Below are 19,597 nucleotides of genomic sequence, written 5' to 3'. Positions count from 1 at the left end.
CTCAACCGCCGATCGCGCTCATCGGGCGTTCGGGCTGGATGAAGTCGGGGTCGTTGATGCCGTGGCCGGCCGGCTTGGCCCACATCGCGGCGCGCCACGCCGCTTCGATCGCGTCGTCGCCCGCACCATCGCGCAGCAGGCCGCGGAGGTCGGTCTCCTGGGCGGAGAACAGGCAACTGCGGATCTGGCCGTCGGCCGTCAGGCGGGTACGGTCGCAGGTCGAACAAAAGGCGTGCGACACCGAGGCGATGACACCGAACTTTCCGGCCGGGGTGTTGGGGCCGGTGTCGACCAGCCAGAGCTCGGCCGGTGCCGAACCGCGCGGCGCCGGATCCGGCCGCAGCCGGAAATGCGGCCGCAGCGCCGCCAGCACGTCGTCGGCGCCCAGCGCGGCGCCCCGGCGCCACTCGTGTCCGGCGTCCAGCGGCATCTGTTCGATGACCCGCAACTGGTAACCGTGCTCAAGACAGAACCGCAACAGCTCGACGACATCTTCGCGGCCGGTGTGGGGGTCGAGCACGGCGTTCACCTTGACCGGCGTCAGACCCGCGGCACTGGCGGCGGCCAAACCGGCCAGCACGTCGGCGAGGCGGTCGCGGCGCGTGATGGCGGTGAAGCGCTCGCGGTCCACGCTGTCCATCGAGACGTTGACCCGATCCAGGCCCGCTTCGGCGAGAGCGGAGGCCCGCGACGCCAGTCCCACACCGTTGGTGGTCAGCGAGATCTCGGGACGCGGTGTCAGGCCGGCCGCCGCCGCGACCACCTGTTCGAGGTGGCGGGCCAACAGCGGCTCGCCACCGGTGAACCGCACGCTGGTGACGCCGAGCCGGGTGACCGCGATGTTCATCAGCCGGGCCAGCTCGTCCGGCCGCAGCAACTGCTCGCGGGGCAGCCAGTCCAGGCCGTCGGCCGGCATGCAATAACTGCAGCGCAGGTTGCAGCGGTCGGTCAGCGACACCCGCAGATCAGTGGCAGCCCTGCCGAAGGTGTCCAGCAGCGGGCCGTCCGAGGGTGCCGCTGCGACGTCGGCGTCGGCTGGGCGGCCCCGCACCGTCGGTACTCCCAACGCCGTCAGCGTCATGCGGCCATCCGTTGGTGTTGCGTCTTCGCGTTTTGCGTCTTCGAGTCGACCGGAACGATCTCCTTGCCCAGCGGCATCAGCGATACCGGTATCAGCTTGAGGTGAGCCAGCGCAAGCGGAATACCGACGAGGGTGAGCGCCGTCGTCACCGCGCTGGCCAGGTGGCCGATCGCCAGCCAAAAGCCGGCCACGACGATCCAGACGACGTTGCCGATCAGCGTCGGAGTCCCCGTGTTCGGCTTGTCGACGACCTTCCGGCCGAACGGCCACAACGCATACGACGCGATCCGCAGCGACGCGAAGCCGAACGGGATCGTGACGATGAACAGAAAGCCGAGGAGCGCGGCGAGCAGGTAGCCGAGGGCCATCCAAAAACCACCGAAAACCACCCAGACGACGTTCAGAATCAGGCGCATTTTTCCTCCAGCGGTACTGCCACACTACCGAGTTACCGGTAATCAGGGGTGCTTCGCGCAGAACCATCCGAGTAGGATCAGGAACCACATTGCGTCCTGCGCACGGCGGGACGCTTCTTCAGTTGCCCATCTTAACGATCCGTCAGACAAAGCAGGTGAGACCAGTGCCGACCGGCAAGGTGAAGTGGTACGACTCCGAAAAGGGGTTCGGCTTCTTGTCGCAGGAGGACGGCGAGGACGTCTATGTCCGCTCGTCGGCTTTGCCCGCGGGTGTCGAGGCGCTCAAGACTGGGCAGAGGGTGGAGTTCGGAGTCGCGTCCGGGCGTCGCGGCCCACAGGCGCTGAGTCTGAAGCTGATCGACCCACCTCCAAGCCTTGCCAAGACGCGCCGCGAGGCGCCTGCTGAGCACAAGCACAGCCCCGACGAGTTGCACGGCATGGTCGAGGACATGATCACGTTGCTGGAGAGCACCGTGCAGCCCGAGCTGCGCAAGGGCCGCTACCCGGATCGCAAGACGGCTCGGCGCGTCTCCGAAGTGGTCAAGGCGGTCGCGCGGGAGTTCGAGGCCTGAGCCGACTTCTGACGGACGCGTAAAACCTCTGGGAAATCGGACCCGAAGCGGGTATTTCTGTGCTGTGGTATCACGGGCACAGGACTGATACTCAGGAGGCATCGATGGCCAAGCAAGCGCAGGTGACCGCAGAGCAAGCACGGGCACTCGCCGAGGAATCTCGCGAAAGCGGTTGGGACAAACCATCTTTCGCCAAAGAGCTGTTCCTTGGCCGGTTTCCGTTGGAGCTGATACATCCTTTCCCCAGGCCGACCGACGCCGAGGAGGCGCGCACCGGCGCGTTTCTGCAGAAGCTGCGGGAGTTTCTCGACACCGTCGACGGCGCCGTGATCGAGCGTGATGCGCAGATTCCCGACGAGTACGTCAAGGGTCTGGCCGGGCTGGGCTGCTTCGGAATGAAGATCCCGTCCGAGTATGGCGGGCTGAACATGTCGCAGGTTGCCTACAACCGCGCGCTGATGTTGGTGTCGTCCGTTCACCCCAGCCTCGGTGCGCTGCTGTCGGCTCATCAGTCGATCGGGGTGCCCGAACCGCTGAAGCTCGCCGGGACCCCCGAGCAGAAGCAGAAGTTCCTGCCGCGCTGCGCGGCCGGCGCCATCTCGGCGTTTCTGCTCACCGAGCCCGACGTGGGCTCCGACCCAGCGCGTTTGGCTTCGACGGCCACCCCGATCGAGGACGGACAGGCCTACGAGCTGGAGGGCGTGAAGCTGTGGACCACCAACGGCGTGGTGGCCGACCTGCTGGTGGTCATGGCCCGGGTGCCCCGCAGTGAGGGGCACCGCGGCGGTATCAGCGCGTTCGTCGTCGAGGCCGATTCCCCCGGGATCACCGTGGAGCGGCGCAACAAGTTCATGGGACTGCGCGGCATCGAGAACGGCGTCACCAGGCTGCACGGGGTTCGGGTTCCCCGCGAAAACCTGATCGGCCGGGAGGGCGATGGCCTGAAGATCGCGCTGACCACGCTCAATGCCGGGCGGCTGTCGATACCTGCCATCGCGACGGGAGCGTCCAAGTGGTCGCTGAAGATCGCGCGCGAGTGGTCACGCGAACGGGTGCAGTGGGGCAAGCCGCTGGGCAAGCACGAGGCGGTTGCCGGGAAGATCTCGTTTATCGCCGCCACCAACTACGCGCTCGATGCGGTGCTCGAACTGTCCGGTCAGATGGCCGACGAAGGCCGCAACGACATCCGGATCGAGGCGGCGCTGGCCAAGTTGTGGTCCAGCGAGATGGCCTGGGTGATCTCCGACGAGCTGATGCAGATCCGCGGCGGCCGGGGTTACGAGACGGCCGAATCCCTGGCGGCGCGCGGGGAGCGTGCGGTGCCGGTGGAGCAGTCGATGCGGGATCTGCGGATCAACCGCATCTTCGAAGGATCCAGCGAAATCATGCGATTGCTCATCGCGCGGGAGGCCGTCGACGCACACCTGACCGCAGCCGGCGACCTCGCCAAGCCTGACGCCGATCTGCGGCAAAAAGCCGCCGCGGCGGTGGGTGCCAGCGGCTTCTACGCAAAGTGGCTGCCGCAGTTGGTCTTTGGTGAGGGCCAACGCCCCACATCTTACAGTCAGTTCGGCGTGCTGGCGTCGCACCTGAGGTTCGTCGAGCGCTCCTCCCGCAAGCTGGCCCGCAACACCTTCTACGGGATGGCGCGCTGGCAGGCCAAGCTGGAGGAGAAGCAGGGATTCCTGGGACGCATCGTCGATATCGGTGCGGAGCTGTTCGCGATGTCCGCCGCGTGTGTCCGGGCCGAGGCTGAGCGGGGCAAGGATCCGGTTGTCGGTCGGCAGGCCTACGAGTTGGCCGAAACATTCTGTGAGCAAGCGACATTGCGGGTCGAGGCATTGTTCCACGGGCTGTGGGCCAACACCGACAGCAGTGACGTTCGGCTGACCGACGCGGTGCTGGAAGGCCGCTATACCTGGCTGGAGGAAGGGATCGTCGATCAGTCGGCGGGCACCGGGCCGTGGATCGCACACTGGGAACCGGGTCCGTCCACCGAGGCCAACGTGGCCCGGCGGTTCCTGACGGTGTCGCCATCCGACGCGAAACTGTGAATCATGGGTTCTTACGTCGGCAAGGGTGAGTTCAATCGCGACACAAAGTACATCACCACCCGCATCACCGCCGACGGGCGCGACGGCTATCCGGTAGAGCCCGGCCGGTACCGGCTGGTCGTCGCGCGGGCGTGTCCGTGGGCTAACCGCACGATCATCGTGCGGCGCCTGCTGGGCTTGGAAAGCGCTATCTCCATTGGGTTTTGCGGCCCCACCCATGACCAGCGGAGTTGGACGTTCGACCTCGATCCGGGCGGTGTCGACCCGGTGCTCAAGATCCCGCGACTGCAGGACGCGTACTTCAAGCGCTTCCCCGACTACCCCAAAGGCATTACCGTCCCGGCGATCGTCGACGTCCCCACCGGAGCGGTGGTCACCAACGATTTCCCCCAGATCACGCTGGACTTCTCCACGGAATGGACGGCCTACCATCGCGACGGCGCAGCACAGCTGTACCCCCCGGAGTTGCGGGCCGAGATCGACGAGGTGAGTCGCAAGATCTACACCGAGATCAACAACGGGGTGTATCGGTGCGGTTTTGCCGGCTCGCAGGAGGCCTATGAAGCCGCCTACGATCGGCTGTTCACCGCGCTGGACTGGGTGAGCGAGCGACTGGCCGATCAGCGATATCTGATGGGGGACACCATCACTGAGGCCGACGTGCGCCTGTTCACCACACTGGCCCGCTTCGACCCCGTCTACCAAGGCCATTTCAAGTGCAATCGCAGCAAGCTGTCCGAGATGCCGGTGCTGTGGGCCTACGCCCGAGACCTGTTCCAGACGCCGGGTTTCGGCGATACCACCGACTTCGTCCAGATCAAGCAGCACTACTACATCGTGCACGCCGACATCAACCCCACCGGCATCGTGCCGAAGGGACCCGATCTGTCCGGGTGGCTGACCCCGCATGGTCGGGAAGTGTTGGGAGGAAAGCCTTTTGGGGACGGGACGCCGCCCGGGCCGACGGTCGAGAGCGAGCGGGTGCCGGCCGGTCACGGAGCGTAGCGCCGGGCAAGTTCGTTACGGCGGACTCGTCGCCGTGACGGCGCGTGGCTCGCGCTGGTTGGTCGGTGCTGGGCAGCGGGAGTGCCCCCAGCTCGGCCCGATCAATAGACCAGGCGCACGGACCATTCCGCGTGCGAGGCCGGCTGTAATTCACCGGACTGGTCGCGTACCACCGTCAGCAACTGTACGACGATCCCGAGAAGCCGGCCGCGCACCGGGTCGACGGTCGGGATGGTGACCGCCAGCCTCGTGCCCCGGCGAAAGAAGGTGGTGATGCGGCTGTCTGGATCTTCGTACTCCTGCAACAGCTGCCAGGGCGCGCGGGAAATGGCGTCAGGAACCGAGAGCTGCACCGGATAGCGTGTGCTGACCCGCAATTCGCCTTCGGTCTCGGGGTTCTGGCAGTCGGTGAGGTTGAGCACGTTGCAGTACTGATAGGGGCCCACGCGGGTCAGATGGCCACGTGAGTAGAGGCTGATCTCAGGTAGCTGCGGACCTGGCTTGCGCGCCCAAAACCACGCGCCGACCCCGGCCCCCACCGCCAGCAGCAACACCACAATCGCGAGTGGCACGGCGACAGCGCGTTTCACTGCCGTGCTCCCGAAGGTATGGTGCCGGGTCGCGTGATCTCCTGCTCGGCCATCACCGGGCGGTTGCCGCCGAGGCCGGGGATCAACGAGTTACCGCGGAAGCTGACGATGGTCTGCGCAAGGCCCAGGATCAGCAGGGCGCTGACCGCGGTGAACCCCACCGCCAACTCGGTGTACACCAGGACACCCAGTGCGCCGCCGAGCACCCAGGCCAGCTGCAACGTCGACTCCGACCGCCCGAATCCCGACGCCCGCGATTCTTCGGGCAGATCATGCTGCAGTGAGGCGTCCAGCGAGGCCTTGGCGATGGCGCTGGCGCCAGACGTGATCAGGGTGGCGACTGCCGCCATCACTCGGTCGTCGGCCACGGCGGCGGCCAGGGCAACTATGGTGACCGCGATCGCGCAGCGCACCACCATCACGGCCGGCCTGCCCAATTTGAGGCGAGCGGCGATGAAGTTCCCGCTGAAATTGCCGATCCCGGCTGCCGCCCCGATCATGCCGAGCAGTTCAAGCTGGGCAAGGCCGCCGGCGTGTTGCGCCTTGGCAACGAACGCCGGGTACAGGAACAGGAAGCCGACCATCACCTTGATCGTGCAGTTACCCCACAGCGAGGTGATGATGTTGCGGCCCAACGGTTGTCGCAATGACGGGTCAATGTTCTTGGCTCCTTGCGACCGGACCTGCGGGTGGGGGCTGTCGCGGTGATAGCTCAACGTGGCCGGGACCTCACCTGCGGTCACCTCGACCCAGCTCGGAATCCGCATCGACAGGAACGCGCCGGCCAGCGTGACCGCAACGACCACGAACAGCGCGCCGGGCAGCTGGAATAGCTTGGTGCACGCGACCTCGACGCCTGCGGCAACGGCACCGCCGGCGATGGTCCCGCCGAGCAGACCGAAAACCGTCAGCCGGGAGTTGACCCGGACCAGGTCGATGGTTGGCGGCATCACCCTGGGTGTCACCGCGCTGCGCAGCACGCTGAACGACTTGGAGAACACCATCATCGCCAGCGCGCACGGATACAGCACCCAGGGCGGGAAGCTGTTGTGCGCGCCGTCGTAATTCATGATCAGCACCACTGCCAGCAGCGTGCGAAGCGCGAACGACGCCGCCAGCGCGACCCGGCGGCCGTGCTGCAGCCTGTCCAGGGCCGGGCCGATCAGCGGCGCGATGACCGCGAACGGCGCGATGGTGATCAGCAGGTACAGCGCCACCTTGGACTTGCTCTCCGCGCTGGCCGCGGCGAAGAACAAAGTATTGGCAAGCACGACGGCCATCGCCGCGTCGGTTGCGAAATTTGCCACCACCGGCCAGGTCAGCGCGGTCAGTCCGGACTTGTCCGCGCCGTCGGCGGTGGCGGCCCGCTGGACCATCCAGTACATCCGGGAACCCATTTCGCGGCTGCGCATCGCCGCGGCCCGGGTGACGGTGATCCTTTCGCCGGAAGTGGGACCGGGGCCGTGCAGCGGCGGCCGCCCATGTGGGGGTGGCGGCGGCGCGGCGCGCGGTGGCGGCCGTTGCTGCTGCTCGCCGAGCGGCGGGAGGTAGCGATTGGCGCTGGGCATCGGCGGTGGGCGTCGCGTCCGGCGATAGTCGGTGTCGTCGGCCGGGGGGTAGTTGGCCATGCCCGGGTGCTGGTTTAACGGTCCATCGGGGGGTCGGCGGCCCGGGTTGGGGGCCGCGCCTCCCGGATGATCACGCCGCCGTCCAGACACCGTTCAATTCTGTCCTATGCCGACTCCGCGCGTCTGCAGATAGCCGGTGTGGCTCGCGAACCGGGTTTTCGGCAGTATTGGATACGCAGTGGAGAGAGGGAGAGCGTGAGCGGACCCATCGAGGAGGCCATCGTGGCCGAGTGGCCCGAGGCATTGGCGGCGGTGCTCACGGGTGCGGTTGACCAGGCCAGGCAGGCCGTCGCGGAGTTCAGTGGCGCCGACACGGTGGGTGACTACCTGGGCGTCGGGTACGAGGACCCGGCCGCCGCGACCCACCGGTTCTTGGCGCATCTGCCCGGCTATCACGGGTGGCAGTGGGCGGTCGTGGTCGCCGGGTATCCCGGTGCCGAGCACGCCACGGTCAGCGAGGTGGTGCTGATCCCGGGGCCGACGGCGCTGCTGGCGCCCCAGTGGGTGCCGTGGGAGCAGCGGGTCAGGCCGGGGGATTTGAGCCCTGGTGACTTGCTCGCCCCGGCTCCGGACGACCCGCGGCTGGTTCCCGGTTACAGCGCCAGCGGTGACCCGCTGGTGGACGAGACTGCCGTCGAGCTCGGACTCGGCCGGCGCTGGGTGATGAGTGCCTGGGGCCGCGCGGAGGCCGCCGAACGGTGGCACGAGAGCGACTACGGTCCGTCGTCGGCGATGGCGCGGTCTACCAAGCGGGTGTGCCGCGACTGTGGCTTCTTCCTACCCCTGGCCGGATCGCTGAGCAGCATGTTCGGAGTATGCGGCAACGAGCTCTCCGCCGACGGGCACGTCGTCGACAAGCTGTACGGCTGCGGCGCCCATTCCGACACACCCGCTGCAGCGGCCATCGGCTCGCCGGCGTATGAGCCGTACGACGACGGCATCCTCGACATTGTCGAGACGCCGGCCGTGCAGCCCAGTGAACCGGAGCCGCCCGCCTAGCCTCGTTCGGCCGCGGCTTTGATGTTGGCCAGCGAGGTGTTCATGCCGTCGAGCAATTCGCGTTCGAAGGTTGTGGTCCCGCCCAGGACCGCGTTCACAGCCAGGTTCGAAACCGCGCTGACGCCGTTTTCGGCGTGCCGGGTCTCGGTCACTCGGGTGGCCGCGCCGTTGGGTTCGAGCTCATAGCTCCATACGGTGCCGTTGAGGTCGACGCGGAACGCCAGCTTCTTCTCCGGGATGACCTCGATGACGGTGCACGTCGTGGGCCAGAACAAGCGATTGCGACGGTTGAAGTTGAGGGTGCGAGTGCCCTGGCGCACCGGGCCGAAAGGCTTCATCCAGCGGCATTGCGGGCTCCATTCCGGCATTCGCCGAAAATCGGTTATCAACGCCCAGACTTTCGAGGCCGGCGCGTCGATGTCGACCTGTGCTTGCAATAGTGGGGCTACCACTGGTCCTCCCGGAAATGCGTAGTTATCGAATGGCTTTGGGCAAGCTATTTCGGGTCGAGAAAGGTTTCGAGTCCGGATTGCGCGCCGCGTGCGCCGCGACGGGCAGCGGCGAGCTGCCATAAGAAAATGCTGGTCCCGACCCCTGTGACGGCGAGCCCGGCCAATGCCACCGGACGCCAACTTGCCAGGGTCGGTACCAGGAACGCGACGGCCACTGCGACCAGCCAGCCCAGCGCGCCGACCGCGATGACCGGCCACACCTTGAGCAGCGTGTCCGGCAGCGGGGGTGGCTCGATGTTCTGGTCAGAGTCGGCAGGCATCGCGATCAATCTAGCCTGGCGACCGCAACGGCCGCACTCACGACTTGAGCCGACTGTGGTCAATCGGTGGATGCTTTTCGCCGGTCAAAGTGTGCCGCGCCGCGTAATGGGTTGAAGTCCGTCGTTGTCATTTCTAGTGTCCGTTCGCGGGTTCCGTTGTAACCTCGCGCTGTGCCTGACAGCGATGCCCGCCTGGCCAGCGACTTGTCGTTGGCCGTCATGCGGCTGGCCCGACAACTGCGGTTTCGCAATCCGCAGTCGCCGGTTTCGCTGTCGCAGCTGTCGGTGCTGACGACTTTGGCAAACGAGGGGGCGATGACGCCCGGCGCGCTGGCGATTCGGGAACGCGTCCGGCCGCCGTCGATGACGCGGGTGGTTGCCTCCCTGGCCGACATGGGTTTCGTCGATCGCGCCCCACACCCCGTCGACGGCCGCCAGGTGCTGGTTTCGGTGTCGGAGTCCGGGGCTGAGTTGGTCAAGGCCGCCCGTCGTGCCCGCCAGGAGTGGCTGGCCGAGCGGTTGGCGACGCTGGACAACGAGCAGCGCGACATCCTGCGCAGCGCCGCCGATCTGATGTTGGCCCTAGTGGATGACAGGGCCGACCTACGCCCGTGAGCGACGTTCTGGGCGTCGTGGACGTCCAAGATCCCGACGATCCGCGGCTCGACGATTTCCGCGACCTGAACAGCGTCGACCGTCGTCCCGACCTGCCGACCGGCAAAGGGCTGGTGATCGCCGAGGGTGTGCTGGTCGTGCAGCGGATGCTGGCGTCCCGGTTCACCCCGTTTGCGCTGCTGGGTACCGACCGCAGGCTGGCCGAGCTCACCGAAGATCTGGCCGGCGCACCCCAGGCCCCCTACTATCGGGTCGCCGCCGATGTTATGGCGCGGGTGGTCGGCTTCCACCTCAACCGTGGGGTGCTGGCCGCCGCCCGGCGGGTGCCGGAGCCCAGCATTGCCGAGGTGGTCGACGGCGCCCGTACCGTCGCGGTGCTCGAAGGCGTCAACGACCACGAGAACTTGGGCTCGATCTTCCGCAACGCGGCGGGGCTGAGCGTGGATGCGATGGTGTTCGGCAGCGGCTGCGCTGACCCGCTGTACCGCCGCGCGGTGCGGGTGTCCATGGGGCATGCATTGCTGGTGCCGTATGCACGGGCCACCGATTGGCCCGCCGACCTGGTGAAACTGAAGCAAGACGGCTTCCGGTTGTTGGCGATGACCCCGGACGGCGATGCCCGCCCGCTGTCGGAGGCGATGGCGGCCGTCCGCGATGAGCGGATTGCGGTGCTGGTGGGCGCCGAGGGCCCGGGACTGACGGCGGCCGCACTGCGGCGCAGCGACGTGCGGGTGCGGATCCCGATGTCGCGGGGTACCGACTCGCTCAACGTCGCGACCGCTGCGGCGCTGGCCTTCTACGAGCGGGTTAGGCTCGGCGCGTGACTGACGAGCGCCACCAAATCGAGCCGTGGGGAACCGGTTTGACGGTGGCCGGTTTCGTCGCCGCGGTCACCGGTGCCGCGATTGTGGTGCTCAGCCTCGGACTGATCAGGGTGCATCCGCTGCTGGCCGTCGGGCTCAACGTCGTGGCCGTCGGGGGACTCGCGCCGACGGTGTGGGGCTGGCGGCGCACGCCGGTACTCCGGTGGTTTGTGCTGGGCGCAGGCGTCGGCGTCGCGGGGGCGTGGCTGGCGTTGCTGGCGCTGACGTCGTCGGGGGCTGCTTAGCGCTGTCTGCCCGAGCGCACCCCGAGCAGCACGTCCTCCCAGGCCGGAACGGCCGGTTTGCTGCGTCGGCTGGTAGCCGGTTGCTCCGGTTTTTCCTGTTTGGGCTCGGCCGGCTTGGCCGGCTCCTCGAAGTCGATGTGGGCCACCGGCGCCAGTGGCCGCAGCGGTGGTTTGAAGTCCGGGTCGATCAGCTCGCTGGCCCCGTCGTCGATCGCGGTGACGACCCCGCCGTGCGCGCCAGGGGTGAAGCGGAAGTGCGCGCGATTCTCGGAACGGCCTGCCTTCCAGGTCAGCTGCACCGTCCAGCGGCTGTCTTCGTTGCGCCATGCGTCCCAGCTGAGGCGGTCGGGTTCGAGGCCGCGCGTCAGCAGCGAGGCCGCGATGGTCTCCAGCAGCGTCAACACCGCGGGCCCGTCGGCGAGCAGCGGGTGAGCGGCCGTCGCCAGCTCCGCGGCGCGGTAGCGCTCCAGCAGCACCGGGTTGGCGAACCGTTGAACCCGGGCGATATCGGAGCCCGACGCCGCGGCCACCTGCTCGACGGACGCGCCCGCGCGGATGCGGGCCTGAATTTCTTTCGGACTCAGCATGTTGGTGACTTCGATGTCGAGGTGTGGTTGCTGAGGTTGAGGTTCTGTCAGGTCGCCGCTCAGGGCCGCCCGCAGTCGGTCATCGGCCGGGAGCGTGAACTTTTCCGCGGGATTGTCGCCCTCGCAGATGATGTTTTTCTCGGCGGCGTCGAGCCCGACCACTTTGAGTTCCCGCATGGCATCTCCTAGCAGGCTCCGTGCAGGTCAGCACGGACCTGATAGGTGCGCACTCTAGTGCGACAAACGCCGTTAACCTCGCTGACACGCGGGGGCATGCCGGGCCGGGGGTACCTTCCCTAGGTGGCGAGGCGCTCGACCACCCAGTCGACGCACTCGGTCAGTGCGCTGACGTCGTCGGGTTCAACCGCCGGGAACATCGCGACCCGCAGCTGGTTGCGGCCGAGTTTGCGATACGGCTCAGTGTCGACGATGCCGTTGGCCCGCAAGGTCTTGGCGACGGCTGCCGCATCGATGTCGTCGACGAAGTCGATCGTGCCCACTACCTGGGAACGCAGCGCGGGGTCGGCGACGAACGGTGTGGTGTAGGGCCGTTCCTGCGCCCACGAGTACAACCGCTGCGACGAGTCCGCCGTGCGCTTGACCGCCCAGTCCAGGCCGCCGTTGCCCAGCATCCAGTCGAGCTGCTCGGCCAGCAGCACCAGGGTGCCGATCGCGGGCGTGTTGTACGTCTGGTCCTTCAGGCTGTTCTCGACGGCGATCGGCAGCGACAGGAAGTCCGGGACCCAGCGGCCGGAACCGGCGATGGATTCGACCCGGGCCAGCGCGGCCGGGCTCATGATGGCCAGCCAGAGGCCGCCGTCGCTGGCGAAGTTCTTCTGCGGCGCGAAGTAGTAGGCGTCGGTGTCGGCGATGTCGACCGGCAGGCCGCCGGCGCCCGAGGTCGCGTCGATGACGACCAGGGCGTCATTCGAGCCGGCCGGGCGGCACACCGGCACCGCGACCCCGGTCGACGTCTCGTTGTGCGCCCACGCGATCACGTCGACGGACGGATCGGACTTGGGTTCCGGTGCGCTGCCCGGATCGGCCTTGATGATGATCGGGTCGTCGATGAACGGATTCTTGACGACGCAGGAGGCGAACTTCGAGCTGAACTCGCCGTAGGTCAGGTGCAGCGAGCGCTTGTCGATCAGCCCGAACGCCGCGGCGTCCCAGAACGCCGTCGCACCGCCATTGCCCAGGATGACCTGGTAGCCGTCCGGGATGGAGAAAAGGTCGGCCAGCCCCGAGCGCACCCGTCCCACCAGGTTCTTCACCGGCGCCTGCCGGTGCGACGTGCCGAACAGCGCGGCAGCGGTGGTGCTCAGCGCCTGCAACTGCTCGGGGCGGACCTTGGACGGACCGGACCCGAAGCGGCCGTCGCGGGGTTTGATGTCAGCGGGTATCTGAAGCGGCTCAGCCATGATCACCAGGGTAGTGAGCGGTCTGGTCGCGCCGACGCAGCGGGCCGTTTGTACCCCACGTGAGCAATAAACTTGGGCCCCATGGCTAACACCGCCGCCAGCATTTCGCGCGCACTGGTCCCCGAAGGTGTCTTCGCGCTCAGCACGCGGTTGCTTGCCGAGGGCAAGCGGGCCTGGATCGTCGGTGGCTGCGTGCGCGATCTGCTGCTGGGGCGTTCTGTCAACGACTGGGATCTGTGCACTGACGCACCTCCCGACGAGCTGCTTCGGATCTTCCCCCGCGCGGTTCCCACTGGCATCGAGCACGGCACCGTGACCGTCGTGACCGACGACGCGCACTACGAGGTGACCACGCTGCGCGGCGAATCGGGCTACTCCGACGGCCGGCGACCCGACACCGTCCACTTCGTCGACGACATCACCGCCGACCTCGCGCGCCGCGATTTCACCATCAACGCCATCGCTGTGGACCTGCGCGACGGCCGACTCATCGATCCGTTCCACGGCCGCGCGGACCTCGCAGCCTCCGTTCTGCGCGCTGTCGGCGATCCCTTCCAGCGGTTCTCCGAGGACGGGTTGCGGGTGCTGCGCGCCGCGCGCTTTGCTGCGACGCTCGAACTGCATCTCGATGCTGCGACCGAGGCCGCGATCGCGCCGACACTGTCCACCTATCGCAAGGTCGCGCCCGAGCGGGTGCGCGACGAGTGGATCAAGACGATGAAGGCGCGCCGACCCTCACTGGCCTTCGAGGTCATGCGTCGCACCGGGATCCTCGACGTCACGTGCCCCGAGCTGCTGGAGAGCGTGGGCATGGAGCAGAACAAGTACCACGCTTACGACGTGTGGCGGCATGGGATGGAAGCCGCGGACGCGTGCACCGGCGACCCGATCGTTCGCCTCGCGGCGCTCCTGCACGACGTCGGCAAGCCCCGCACCCGCGCCTGGTCCGCAAAGACTTGCGATTGGACCTTTTACGGTCACGAGCGCATCGGCGCCGAGATCGCCGAGCCGATCCTCGCGCGCTTGCGGTTCTCCAATGAGGACAAGGCTCGCGTCGTCGGACTCGTCCGCCACCACCTGATCATGTATTCAGACTGGAGCGATGCCGCCGTGCGCCGCTGGATGAGGCGGGTGGGCCCAGAGCGAGTCGAGGATCTCTACCTCATCAACGCGGCCGACGTGTGCGGAAAGGGTCGCGACAAGGCGGCGGGTTTGGCGGTGTTGGAGGCCCTGAAGGCACATGTGGCGCGCGTCGTGGCCGCCGACCCCCCGCTCGAGATGCGTCAGCTCCAGGTCAATGGGCACGATCTCATCGCTGAGCTCGGCATGGCGCCTGGCCCCCCATTAGGCAGGCTGCTCGACGCGCTACTCGATTTGGTGGTCGCAGATCCCTCGCTCAACGAGCGGGAGGTCCTCTTCGACAAAGCCCGCGAACTCCTCGACGAATAGGCTTTGAACAGGCTATTTTTGTGAATTAGCCCACATTGAGAGGCTGACCACTGGTCAGCCCACACTGCTTCGGACGGATCTGGTGAATTCGCGGTACCGCCGGTACCGTCTCGGGTAACGTTGTCATGCAAACCTCATGGGGGAGGCTTCGAATGGCCAGGACGCGACTGATTCGGCGCTGGCGCCGCAACATGGAGGTGCGCGACGACGCCGAGTACGTCGAGATGCTCGCCACATTGTCCGAGGGGTCTGTGCGGCGGTGCTTCAACCCGTACACCGATATCGAGTGGGACTCGCCGGAGTTCGCGGTCACGGACAACGATCCCCGGTGGATCCTGCCCAACACCGACCCGTTGGGCCGCCACCCTTGGTACCTGGCGCAGTCACAAGAGCGCAAGATCGAGATCGGAATGTGGCGCCAGGCCAACGTGGCCAAGGTCGGGCTGCACTTCGAATCGGTCCTGATCCGCGGACTGATGGGCTACGCGTTCTGGATGCCGAACGGGTCACCGGAATATCGGTACTGCCTGCACGAAGCTGTCGAAGAGTGCAACCACACCATGATGTTCCAGGAGATGATCAACCGCATCGGAGCGGACGTCCCGGGGATGCCGCGCCGGCTGCGCTGGGCGTCGCAGTTCGTGCCGCTGGTGGCCGGTGCGGTGCCGGTGCTGTTCTTCATCGGCGTGCTCGCCGGGGAGGAACCGATCGACCACACCCAGAAGAACATTCTGCGCGAGGACAGGGCGGTGCATCCGATCATGGATCGGGTGATGGCTATCCACGTGGCCGAGGAAGCACGACACATCTCATTCGCCCACGAGTACCTGCGGAAGCGGTTGCCGCAGATGAGCCCGATGAAGCGATTCTGGATCTCGCTGTACTTGCCGATAACGATGCGCAAATTGTGCCGAGCGATCCTGATTCCGCCTTCGGAGTTCTGGCGGAAGTTCGACATACCGCGCGAGGTCAAGAGGGAGCTGTTCTTCGGGTCTGCGGATTCCCGAAAATGGCTGCGCGACATGTTCGCCGACGTCCGGATGCTTGCCTACGACACCGGGCTGATGAATCCGGTTGCGCTGCTGGCGTGGCGGATGTGCAAGATCAACGGCAAGCCGTCGCGCTACCGCAGCGAGCCGCAGCGCCAGCACCTGGCCGCTAGCCCGGCTGCGTGACTGCGCGAATTTTCTGAGGTCTAACTGCTAATGGCGCACGTTATTACTCAGTCGTGCTGCAATGACGGGTCATGCGTCTTCGCATGTCCGGTGAATTGCATCCACCCGTCTCCGGATGAGCCGGGGTACGCGACGTCGGAGATGCTCTACATCGATCCGGTGGCCTGCGTGGACTGCGGTGCCTGTGTGAGTGCCTGCCCGGTCGGCGCGATCGCACCCGACACCAAACTGGAGCCCAAGCAACTGCCGTTCGTCGAGATCAACGCGTCGTTCTATCCGGAGCGGCCCGCCGACGTGAAGCTGCCGCCGTCCTCCAAGCTGGCCCCGGTGCTCCCCGCCGCCGAGGTGCGGGGACGCACTCGGCCGCTGACGGTCGCCATCGTGGGGTCCGGGCCCGCGGCGATGTACGCCGCCGACGAGCTGTTGGTCCAACAAGGCGTACGCGTCAACGTCTTCGAGAAGCTGCCGACGCCCTACGGGCTGGTGCGCGCCGGGGTGGCGCCCGATCACCAGAGCACCAAGCGGGTCACCCGGCTTTTCGACCGCGTGTCCGGTCATCGCCGCTTTCGGTTCTATCTCAACGTCGAGGTCGGCAAGCACCTGAGCCACGCCGACCTGTTGGCCCACCACCACGCCGTGCTCTACGCGGTCGGCGCGCCCGACGACCGTCGGCTGGAGATCGACGGAATGGGGTTGCCCGGTACCGGAACCGCCACCGAGTTGGTCGCCTGGATCAACGGGCATCCCGAGTTCACCGACCTGCCGGTCGATCTCAGCCACGAGCGGGTCGTGATCATCGGCAACGGCAACGTGGCCCTCGACGTGGCCCGCATCCTCACCGCCGCCCAGGACGACCTGGCCGGCACCGATATCTCCGACCATGCGCTCGAGGCCTTGCGGGGCTCGGCGGTGCGTGAGGTGGTCATCGCAGCCCGGCGCGGGCCCGCGCAGTCGGCGTTCACCTTGCCCGAGCTGATCGGGCTCACGGCCGCGTCTGACGTGGTGCTCGACGCTGGTGACCACGAGCTGGTGGCCCGTGATCTGGCGACCGTTTCCGACCCGCTGACCAAGAACAAGCTCGAGATCTTGAGCAAACTCGGTGACGCGTCGGCACCGGCGTCGGGCCCGCGAATCCGGCTGGCATACCAGCTCACTCCCAAGGCGGTCCTGGGGGAGCAGCGTGCGACCGGGGTGGAGTTCTCGGTCACCGGGACCGAGCAACAGCGCCAATTCGCCGCGGGCCTGGTGCTGACGTCAATTGGCTACCGTGGCAAACCCATTCGCGGTCTGCCGTTCGACGAGACGGCGGCCATCGTGCCGAACGACGGCGGTCGCGTCGTCGACCCCGGTTCCGGCCGACCGGTGCCCGGCACCTATGTCGCGGGCTGGATCAAGCGCGGGCCGACCGGCTTCATCGGCACCAACAAGTCCTGCTCGCTGCAAACCGTGCAGGCGCTGGTGGCCGACTACAACGCGGGCAAGCTGGCCGATCCGGTGGCCAAAGGTCCGGCGCTGAACAAGCTGGTGCGGGCTCGTCAACCCGACGCCGTGGACTCGGCGGGATGGCGCGCCATCGACGCCGCCGAAATTGCCCGGGGCAGTGACGACGGCCGGCCGCGCAACAAGTTCACGAATGTGGCCGACATGCTGGCTGCCGCCGCCACACCCCAGCCGGCGCCGCCGTTGCGACGCCGACTCGGGGATCGGCTGCGCGAACTGTCGGTCAGCTAGCTCCCTGACCGGCCATCGCCGCCTGGAGCTCCTCCGGGCTGACTTCGCGCACCGGCTGTCCCAGCGACCAGTGGTGGCCGAACGGGTCGGCGACTACGCCGTAGCGGTCTCCCCAGAATTGGTCGTCCAGCGGGGCCACGACCGTGGCGCCGGCGTCAAGCGCGCGCTGGAACTTGGCGTCGACGTCATCGACGGTCAGATGGATCGTGACCGGGGTTCCACCCAGTGACGTCGGAGTCATCGATTTGCCACCGCACATCTCCGGAAAGTCGTCGTTGAGCATCACCAGGGAACCATTGATGCGCACCGCCGCGTGGACCAGTCTGCCGTCGGGCCCTGGCACTCGGCCGAGTTCCTCCGCGCCAAAAGCCTTGACGTAGAAATCGATCGCGGCAGGGGCGTCGCCGACGACGAGGTGCGGGGTGACGGCGGGTTCGACGTTGATCGGCACTGTGGTCTCCTTGCTGTCGGTATCCCGGGCCAACCCTTGACCCGGGCTCACGGATATAGACCGGACGCGCGACGAGAAGTCATCGCACGGGGGCCATTCAACCGCGGGGCACCGACAAGTTTTGGTTCGTGCCGCTGCTTCATGGCCTACCGCGACGTGAGTTGTCCACCCGGTTCTTGAGTCCCTCGGGCCGACAGGCATTGAACAACCTGCTTGCGAACTGACACAGCAGCTGATACAAATGTATCGATCATAGATGAGACAACTGTATCAACATTGGTATCGCGACCGCATAGGGACGCCCGAATGAGCGCAACGACGTTGACCATCCATCGCACGCTGGATGCGCGCCAGTTGGAAGTTCGTGCGCGGCTCCTGCAGGCCGCTCGGCAGCTGATCCGCGAGCATGGCCATGAAGGCGTGGCGATGGAGCTGATCGCGACAACCGCCGGCGTATCGCGGGCGACGACGTACCGGTATTTCGCATCCAAAGAACACGTGGTCTGCGAGGCCGCCCTGGCCTGGGGTCACGAAGTCGCCCAGCGCATCCCGCAGGCCATCGCGGCGGCGATCGAACCGGTTGCCGCCGTCGACGTTGCCATCGAGCAAGTGGTGCGGGAAGCCGCCTCGGATCTGCCCATGGTTCGCGCCACCATGGCCTCGGTGCTGGCACAGGGCCCGGTCGCCGACCAGTTTCGCTTGGGTGTACGTCAGATGTTCCTGGATCTGTTGGGCGGCGCGGTCGAAAACGTGCCCGAGTCACTGTCCCTTGACCCGGCACTAACGGTGCTCGGCCGGGTCTTTTTTGCCGATCTGGCGCTGCTCGGCGTCGGCGACATCACCGTCGAGCAATGCATTACGGAACTGCGGCTGGCGGCCCACCGCCTGCTGACCGGTACCGGTCACGACGGCTAGTAGAGGACCCTTGAATCACTCACTCTTACAACCGATTTGGAACTGGACGTTGGATCATTTGGGCGTGGGATTCTTCGAGTTCCCGCTGTATTTCCTGCCCGTGGTTGTCGCAGTGGTGTTGCTGACCGGCGTCGTCTACTCGGTTTTCGACGTCGCCGTTTACCAGAGGATCTCGGCGACGGCCGCGTGCAAGCTGGGGTTCCGCATCATGTCGACTTATGTCGGTGCAGCCGTACTCTTCTTCATTCTGCATCGGATATTCCGGCCTTGGGTGGACGAAGTGCCCACCGCCGCACCGACATTGGTGGCATTCGTCAGCCAGCTCGGTTGCTTCATGGTGATCGGTGAATTTCTGACCTATTGGTGGCACCGGCTAGAGCACGGCAACCGCTTCGTGTTCCAGAAGGTGCACTACATGCACCACCGCGTGCAGTCGCCCCTGACCATTTGGACCAACTTCGTCGTGCACCCCGCTGAGGGCTTGATGGTGATGCTGTGCCTGTACGTTCCGCCGTTGGTGCTCGGGGCGCATCCGCTCGTGGTGGTCGCGTACGCGGTGGCGAACACAACCGCAATGGTGATCACGCACAGCGGCTATGACATGAAGTTCTATCCCCGCTGGTTGCTGCCGGCCGCGTCCGCCCACGAATTGCATCATTCCGAAAGGCGTCCCACCAACTTATCTGTGGTGATGACATACGGAGACAGGCTGTTTGGGACGTACAAGAAGCCGGCTGTAGCAACGGGCCAGGAGTTAGGGAGAAAAAGGGGCGGGCCTTAGGCTATTGGACCGCCTGCGACGACGAAGATTTCGCTGTACCCGGGCGGCTTATGCGGTGGTGAGTGCCCGGTTCCAGCCGACGACAGACTCCGGGCTGCGCGGACCCGGCCCGACGTAGATGGCCGACGGACGGACCAGCTTGCCGAGTCGTTTCTGCTCGAGAATGTGCGCGCACCATCCGGCTGTGCGTCCACAGGTGAACATCGCCGGCATCATGTTCGCCGGCACCCGGGCGAAGTCCAGGATC

General features: G+C 66.6%; 22 protein-coding genes. 12 read left to right on the top strand and 10 right to left on the bottom strand.

All coding sequences use genetic code 11. From position 1 onward, the window contains the following. Nucleotide 1 precedes the first annotated feature (1 nt). Together moaA and VML93_RS13095 are read right to left on the bottom strand one after the other, a co-directional pair. Nucleotides 2-1,081 carry a GTP 3',8-cyclase MoaA gene (moaA, locus tag VML93_RS13100; RefSeq protein ID WP_325611168.1) on the bottom strand — a complete coding sequence of 360 codons (1,080 nt, stop codon included), beginning with the start codon at nt 1,079-1,081 and terminating at the stop codon, nt 2-4. Beyond that, nucleotides 1,078-1,497: a YccF domain-containing protein gene (locus tag VML93_RS13095; protein WP_325611166.1), complete on the bottom strand. Its 420-nt coding sequence runs from the start codon at nt 1,495-1,497 to the stop codon at nt 1,078-1,080. Before VML93_RS13095 ends, moaA begins: the two co-directional genes overlap by 4 nt. A gap of 164 nt (nt 1,498-1,661) precedes the next feature. Here VML93_RS13095 and VML93_RS13090 point away from each other — a divergent pair, with 164 nt between their 5' ends. The 3 genes from VML93_RS13090 to VML93_RS13080 all read left to right on the top strand — a co-directional run bounded on the left by VML93_RS13090 (nt 1,662) and on the right by VML93_RS13080 (nt 5,128). Then, nucleotides 1,662-2,069: a cold-shock protein gene (locus VML93_RS13090; protein WP_325611164.1), complete on the top strand. Its 408-nt coding sequence runs from the start codon at nt 1,662-1,664 to the stop codon at nt 2,067-2,069. Nucleotides 2,070-2,173: 104 nt separating this feature from the next. Beyond that, a complete protein-coding gene (locus tag VML93_RS13085) occupies nt 2,174-4,123 on the top strand; it encodes an acyl-CoA dehydrogenase family protein (RefSeq protein WP_325611162.1) in 1,950 nt (649 codons plus the stop codon). Between the two features lie 3 nt (nt 4,124-4,126). After that, nucleotides 4,127-5,128 carry a glutathione S-transferase family protein gene (locus VML93_RS13080; RefSeq protein ID WP_325611160.1) on the top strand — a complete coding sequence of 334 codons (1,002 nt, stop codon included), beginning with the start codon at nt 4,127-4,129 and terminating at the stop codon, nt 5,126-5,128. A gap of 101 nt (nt 5,129-5,229) precedes the next feature. Here VML93_RS13080 and VML93_RS13075 read toward each other — a convergent pair whose 3' ends face one another. Together VML93_RS13075 and VML93_RS13070 are read right to left on the bottom strand one after the other, a co-directional pair. Then, nucleotides 5,230-5,718, bottom strand: coding sequence for a DUF2771 domain-containing protein (locus VML93_RS13075; RefSeq protein WP_325611159.1), 489 nt, complete (start codon nt 5,716-5,718; stop codon nt 5,230-5,232). Continuing rightward, on the bottom strand, nt 5,715-7,346 hold the full coding sequence (locus VML93_RS13070; RefSeq protein ID WP_325611157.1) for an MFS transporter: 1,632 nt from the start codon (nt 7,344-7,346) through the stop codon (nt 5,715-5,717). Before VML93_RS13070 ends, VML93_RS13075 begins: the two co-directional genes overlap by 4 nt. Nucleotides 7,347-7,541: 195 nt before the next feature. Between VML93_RS13070 and VML93_RS13065 the strand changes: the two genes are divergently transcribed. Beyond that, nucleotides 7,542-8,345, top strand: a complete 804-nt coding sequence (locus VML93_RS13065) for a DUF3027 domain-containing protein (RefSeq protein WP_325611155.1) — start codon at nt 7,542-7,544, stop codon at nt 8,343-8,345. Here VML93_RS13065 and VML93_RS13060 read toward each other — a convergent pair. Both VML93_RS13060 and VML93_RS13055 read right to left on the bottom strand, forming a co-directional pair. After that, nucleotides 8,342-8,797: an SRPBCC family protein gene (locus tag VML93_RS13060; RefSeq protein ID WP_325611153.1), complete on the bottom strand. Its 456-nt coding sequence runs from the start codon at nt 8,795-8,797 to the stop codon at nt 8,342-8,344. The two genes, VML93_RS13065 and VML93_RS13060, sit on opposite strands and share 4 nt — an antisense overlap. Nucleotides 8,798-8,841: 44 nt before the next feature. After that, nucleotides 8,842-9,117, bottom strand: a complete 276-nt coding sequence (locus tag VML93_RS13055) for a DUF2530 domain-containing protein (protein WP_325611152.1) — start codon at nt 9,115-9,117, stop codon at nt 8,842-8,844. Nucleotides 9,118-9,336: 219 nt separating this feature from the next. Here VML93_RS13055 and VML93_RS13050 point away from each other — a divergent pair, with 219 nt between their 5' ends. The 3 genes from VML93_RS13050 to VML93_RS13040 are packed head-to-tail and all read left to right on the top strand — an operon-like array spanning nt 9,337 to nt 10,840. Beyond that, a complete protein-coding gene (locus VML93_RS13050) occupies nt 9,337-9,732 on the top strand; it encodes a MarR family transcriptional regulator (RefSeq protein WP_414686348.1) in 396 nt (131 codons plus the stop codon). Then, complete coding sequence (locus tag VML93_RS13045; protein ID WP_325611149.1) at nt 9,729-10,556, top strand: RNA methyltransferase; 828 nt, start codon at nt 9,729-9,731, stop codon at nt 10,554-10,556. The genes VML93_RS13050 and VML93_RS13045 overlap by 4 nt, the downstream gene beginning before the upstream one ends. Continuing rightward, nucleotides 10,553-10,840: a DUF2537 domain-containing protein gene (locus VML93_RS13040; protein ID WP_325611147.1), complete on the top strand. Its 288-nt coding sequence runs from the start codon at nt 10,553-10,555 to the stop codon at nt 10,838-10,840. The genes VML93_RS13045 and VML93_RS13040 overlap by 4 nt, the downstream gene beginning before the upstream one ends. Here the strand turns inward: VML93_RS13040 and sepH are convergent. Together sepH and serC are read right to left on the bottom strand one after the other, a co-directional pair. Beyond that, the gene (sepH, locus tag VML93_RS13035; RefSeq protein WP_325611145.1) at nt 10,837-11,604 is read right to left on the bottom strand and encodes a septation protein SepH; all 768 of its coding nucleotides are present in this window, start codon (nt 11,602-11,604) and stop codon (nt 10,837-10,839) included. The genes VML93_RS13040 and sepH overlap by 4 nt on opposite strands. 119 nt (nt 11,605-11,723) lie before the next feature. Continuing rightward, a complete protein-coding gene (gene serC, locus VML93_RS13030) occupies nt 11,724-12,848 on the bottom strand; it encodes a phosphoserine transaminase (RefSeq protein WP_325611143.1) in 1,125 nt (374 codons plus the stop codon). Between the two features lie 81 nt (nt 12,849-12,929). Here serC and VML93_RS13025 point away from each other — a divergent pair, with 81 nt between their 5' ends. From VML93_RS13025 to VML93_RS13015, 3 genes are all read left to right on the top strand, one after another. After that, nucleotides 12,930-14,297, top strand: coding sequence for a CCA tRNA nucleotidyltransferase (locus tag VML93_RS13025; RefSeq protein WP_325611141.1), 1,368 nt, complete (start codon nt 12,930-12,932; stop codon nt 14,295-14,297). Nucleotides 14,298-14,449: 152 nt separating this feature from the next. Further along, a complete protein-coding gene (locus tag VML93_RS13020) occupies nt 14,450-15,472 on the top strand; it encodes a diiron oxygenase (RefSeq protein ID WP_325611140.1) in 1,023 nt (340 codons plus the stop codon). Between the two features lie 30 nt (nt 15,473-15,502). Next, the gene (locus VML93_RS13015) at nt 15,503-17,203 is read left to right on the top strand and encodes an FAD-dependent oxidoreductase (protein ID WP_325611139.1); all 1,701 of its coding nucleotides are present in this window, start codon (nt 15,503-15,505) and stop codon (nt 17,201-17,203) included. On the opposite strand, the gene VML93_RS13010 is transcribed toward VML93_RS13015, so the two are convergent. Beyond that, on the bottom strand, nt 17,196-17,654 hold the full coding sequence (locus VML93_RS13010; RefSeq protein ID WP_325611137.1) for a VOC family protein: 459 nt from the start codon (nt 17,652-17,654) through the stop codon (nt 17,196-17,198). The two genes, VML93_RS13015 and VML93_RS13010, sit on opposite strands and share 8 nt — an antisense overlap. 306 nt (nt 17,655-17,960) lie before the next feature. Between VML93_RS13010 and VML93_RS13005 the strand changes: the two genes are divergently transcribed. Beyond that, nucleotides 17,961-18,569 carry a TetR/AcrR family transcriptional regulator gene (locus tag VML93_RS13005; protein WP_325611135.1) on the top strand — a complete coding sequence of 203 codons (609 nt, stop codon included), beginning with the start codon at nt 17,961-17,963 and terminating at the stop codon, nt 18,567-18,569. A gap of 64 nt (nt 18,570-18,633) precedes the next feature. Further along, nucleotides 18,634-19,350 (top strand): sterol desaturase family protein, encoded by a 717-nt coding sequence (locus tag VML93_RS13000; RefSeq protein WP_325611133.1) that lies wholly within the window; start codon nt 18,634-18,636, stop codon nt 19,348-19,350. Between the two features lie 48 nt (nt 19,351-19,398). Here the strand turns inward: VML93_RS13000 and VML93_RS12995 are convergent. Beyond that, a partial coding sequence (locus VML93_RS12995) for a citrate/2-methylcitrate synthase (protein ID WP_325611131.1) occupies nt 19,399-19,597 on the bottom strand: 199 nt, incomplete at its 5' end.

Origin of the sequence: Mycobacterium sp. (genome assembly GCF_035499775.1) — a bacterium.
Lineage (GTDB): Bacteria > Actinomycetota > Actinomycetes > Mycobacteriales > Mycobacteriaceae > Mycobacterium.
The sequence above is the reverse complement of the archived record's forward strand: the minus strand, read 5'-3'. Positions and strand labels throughout refer to the sequence as shown.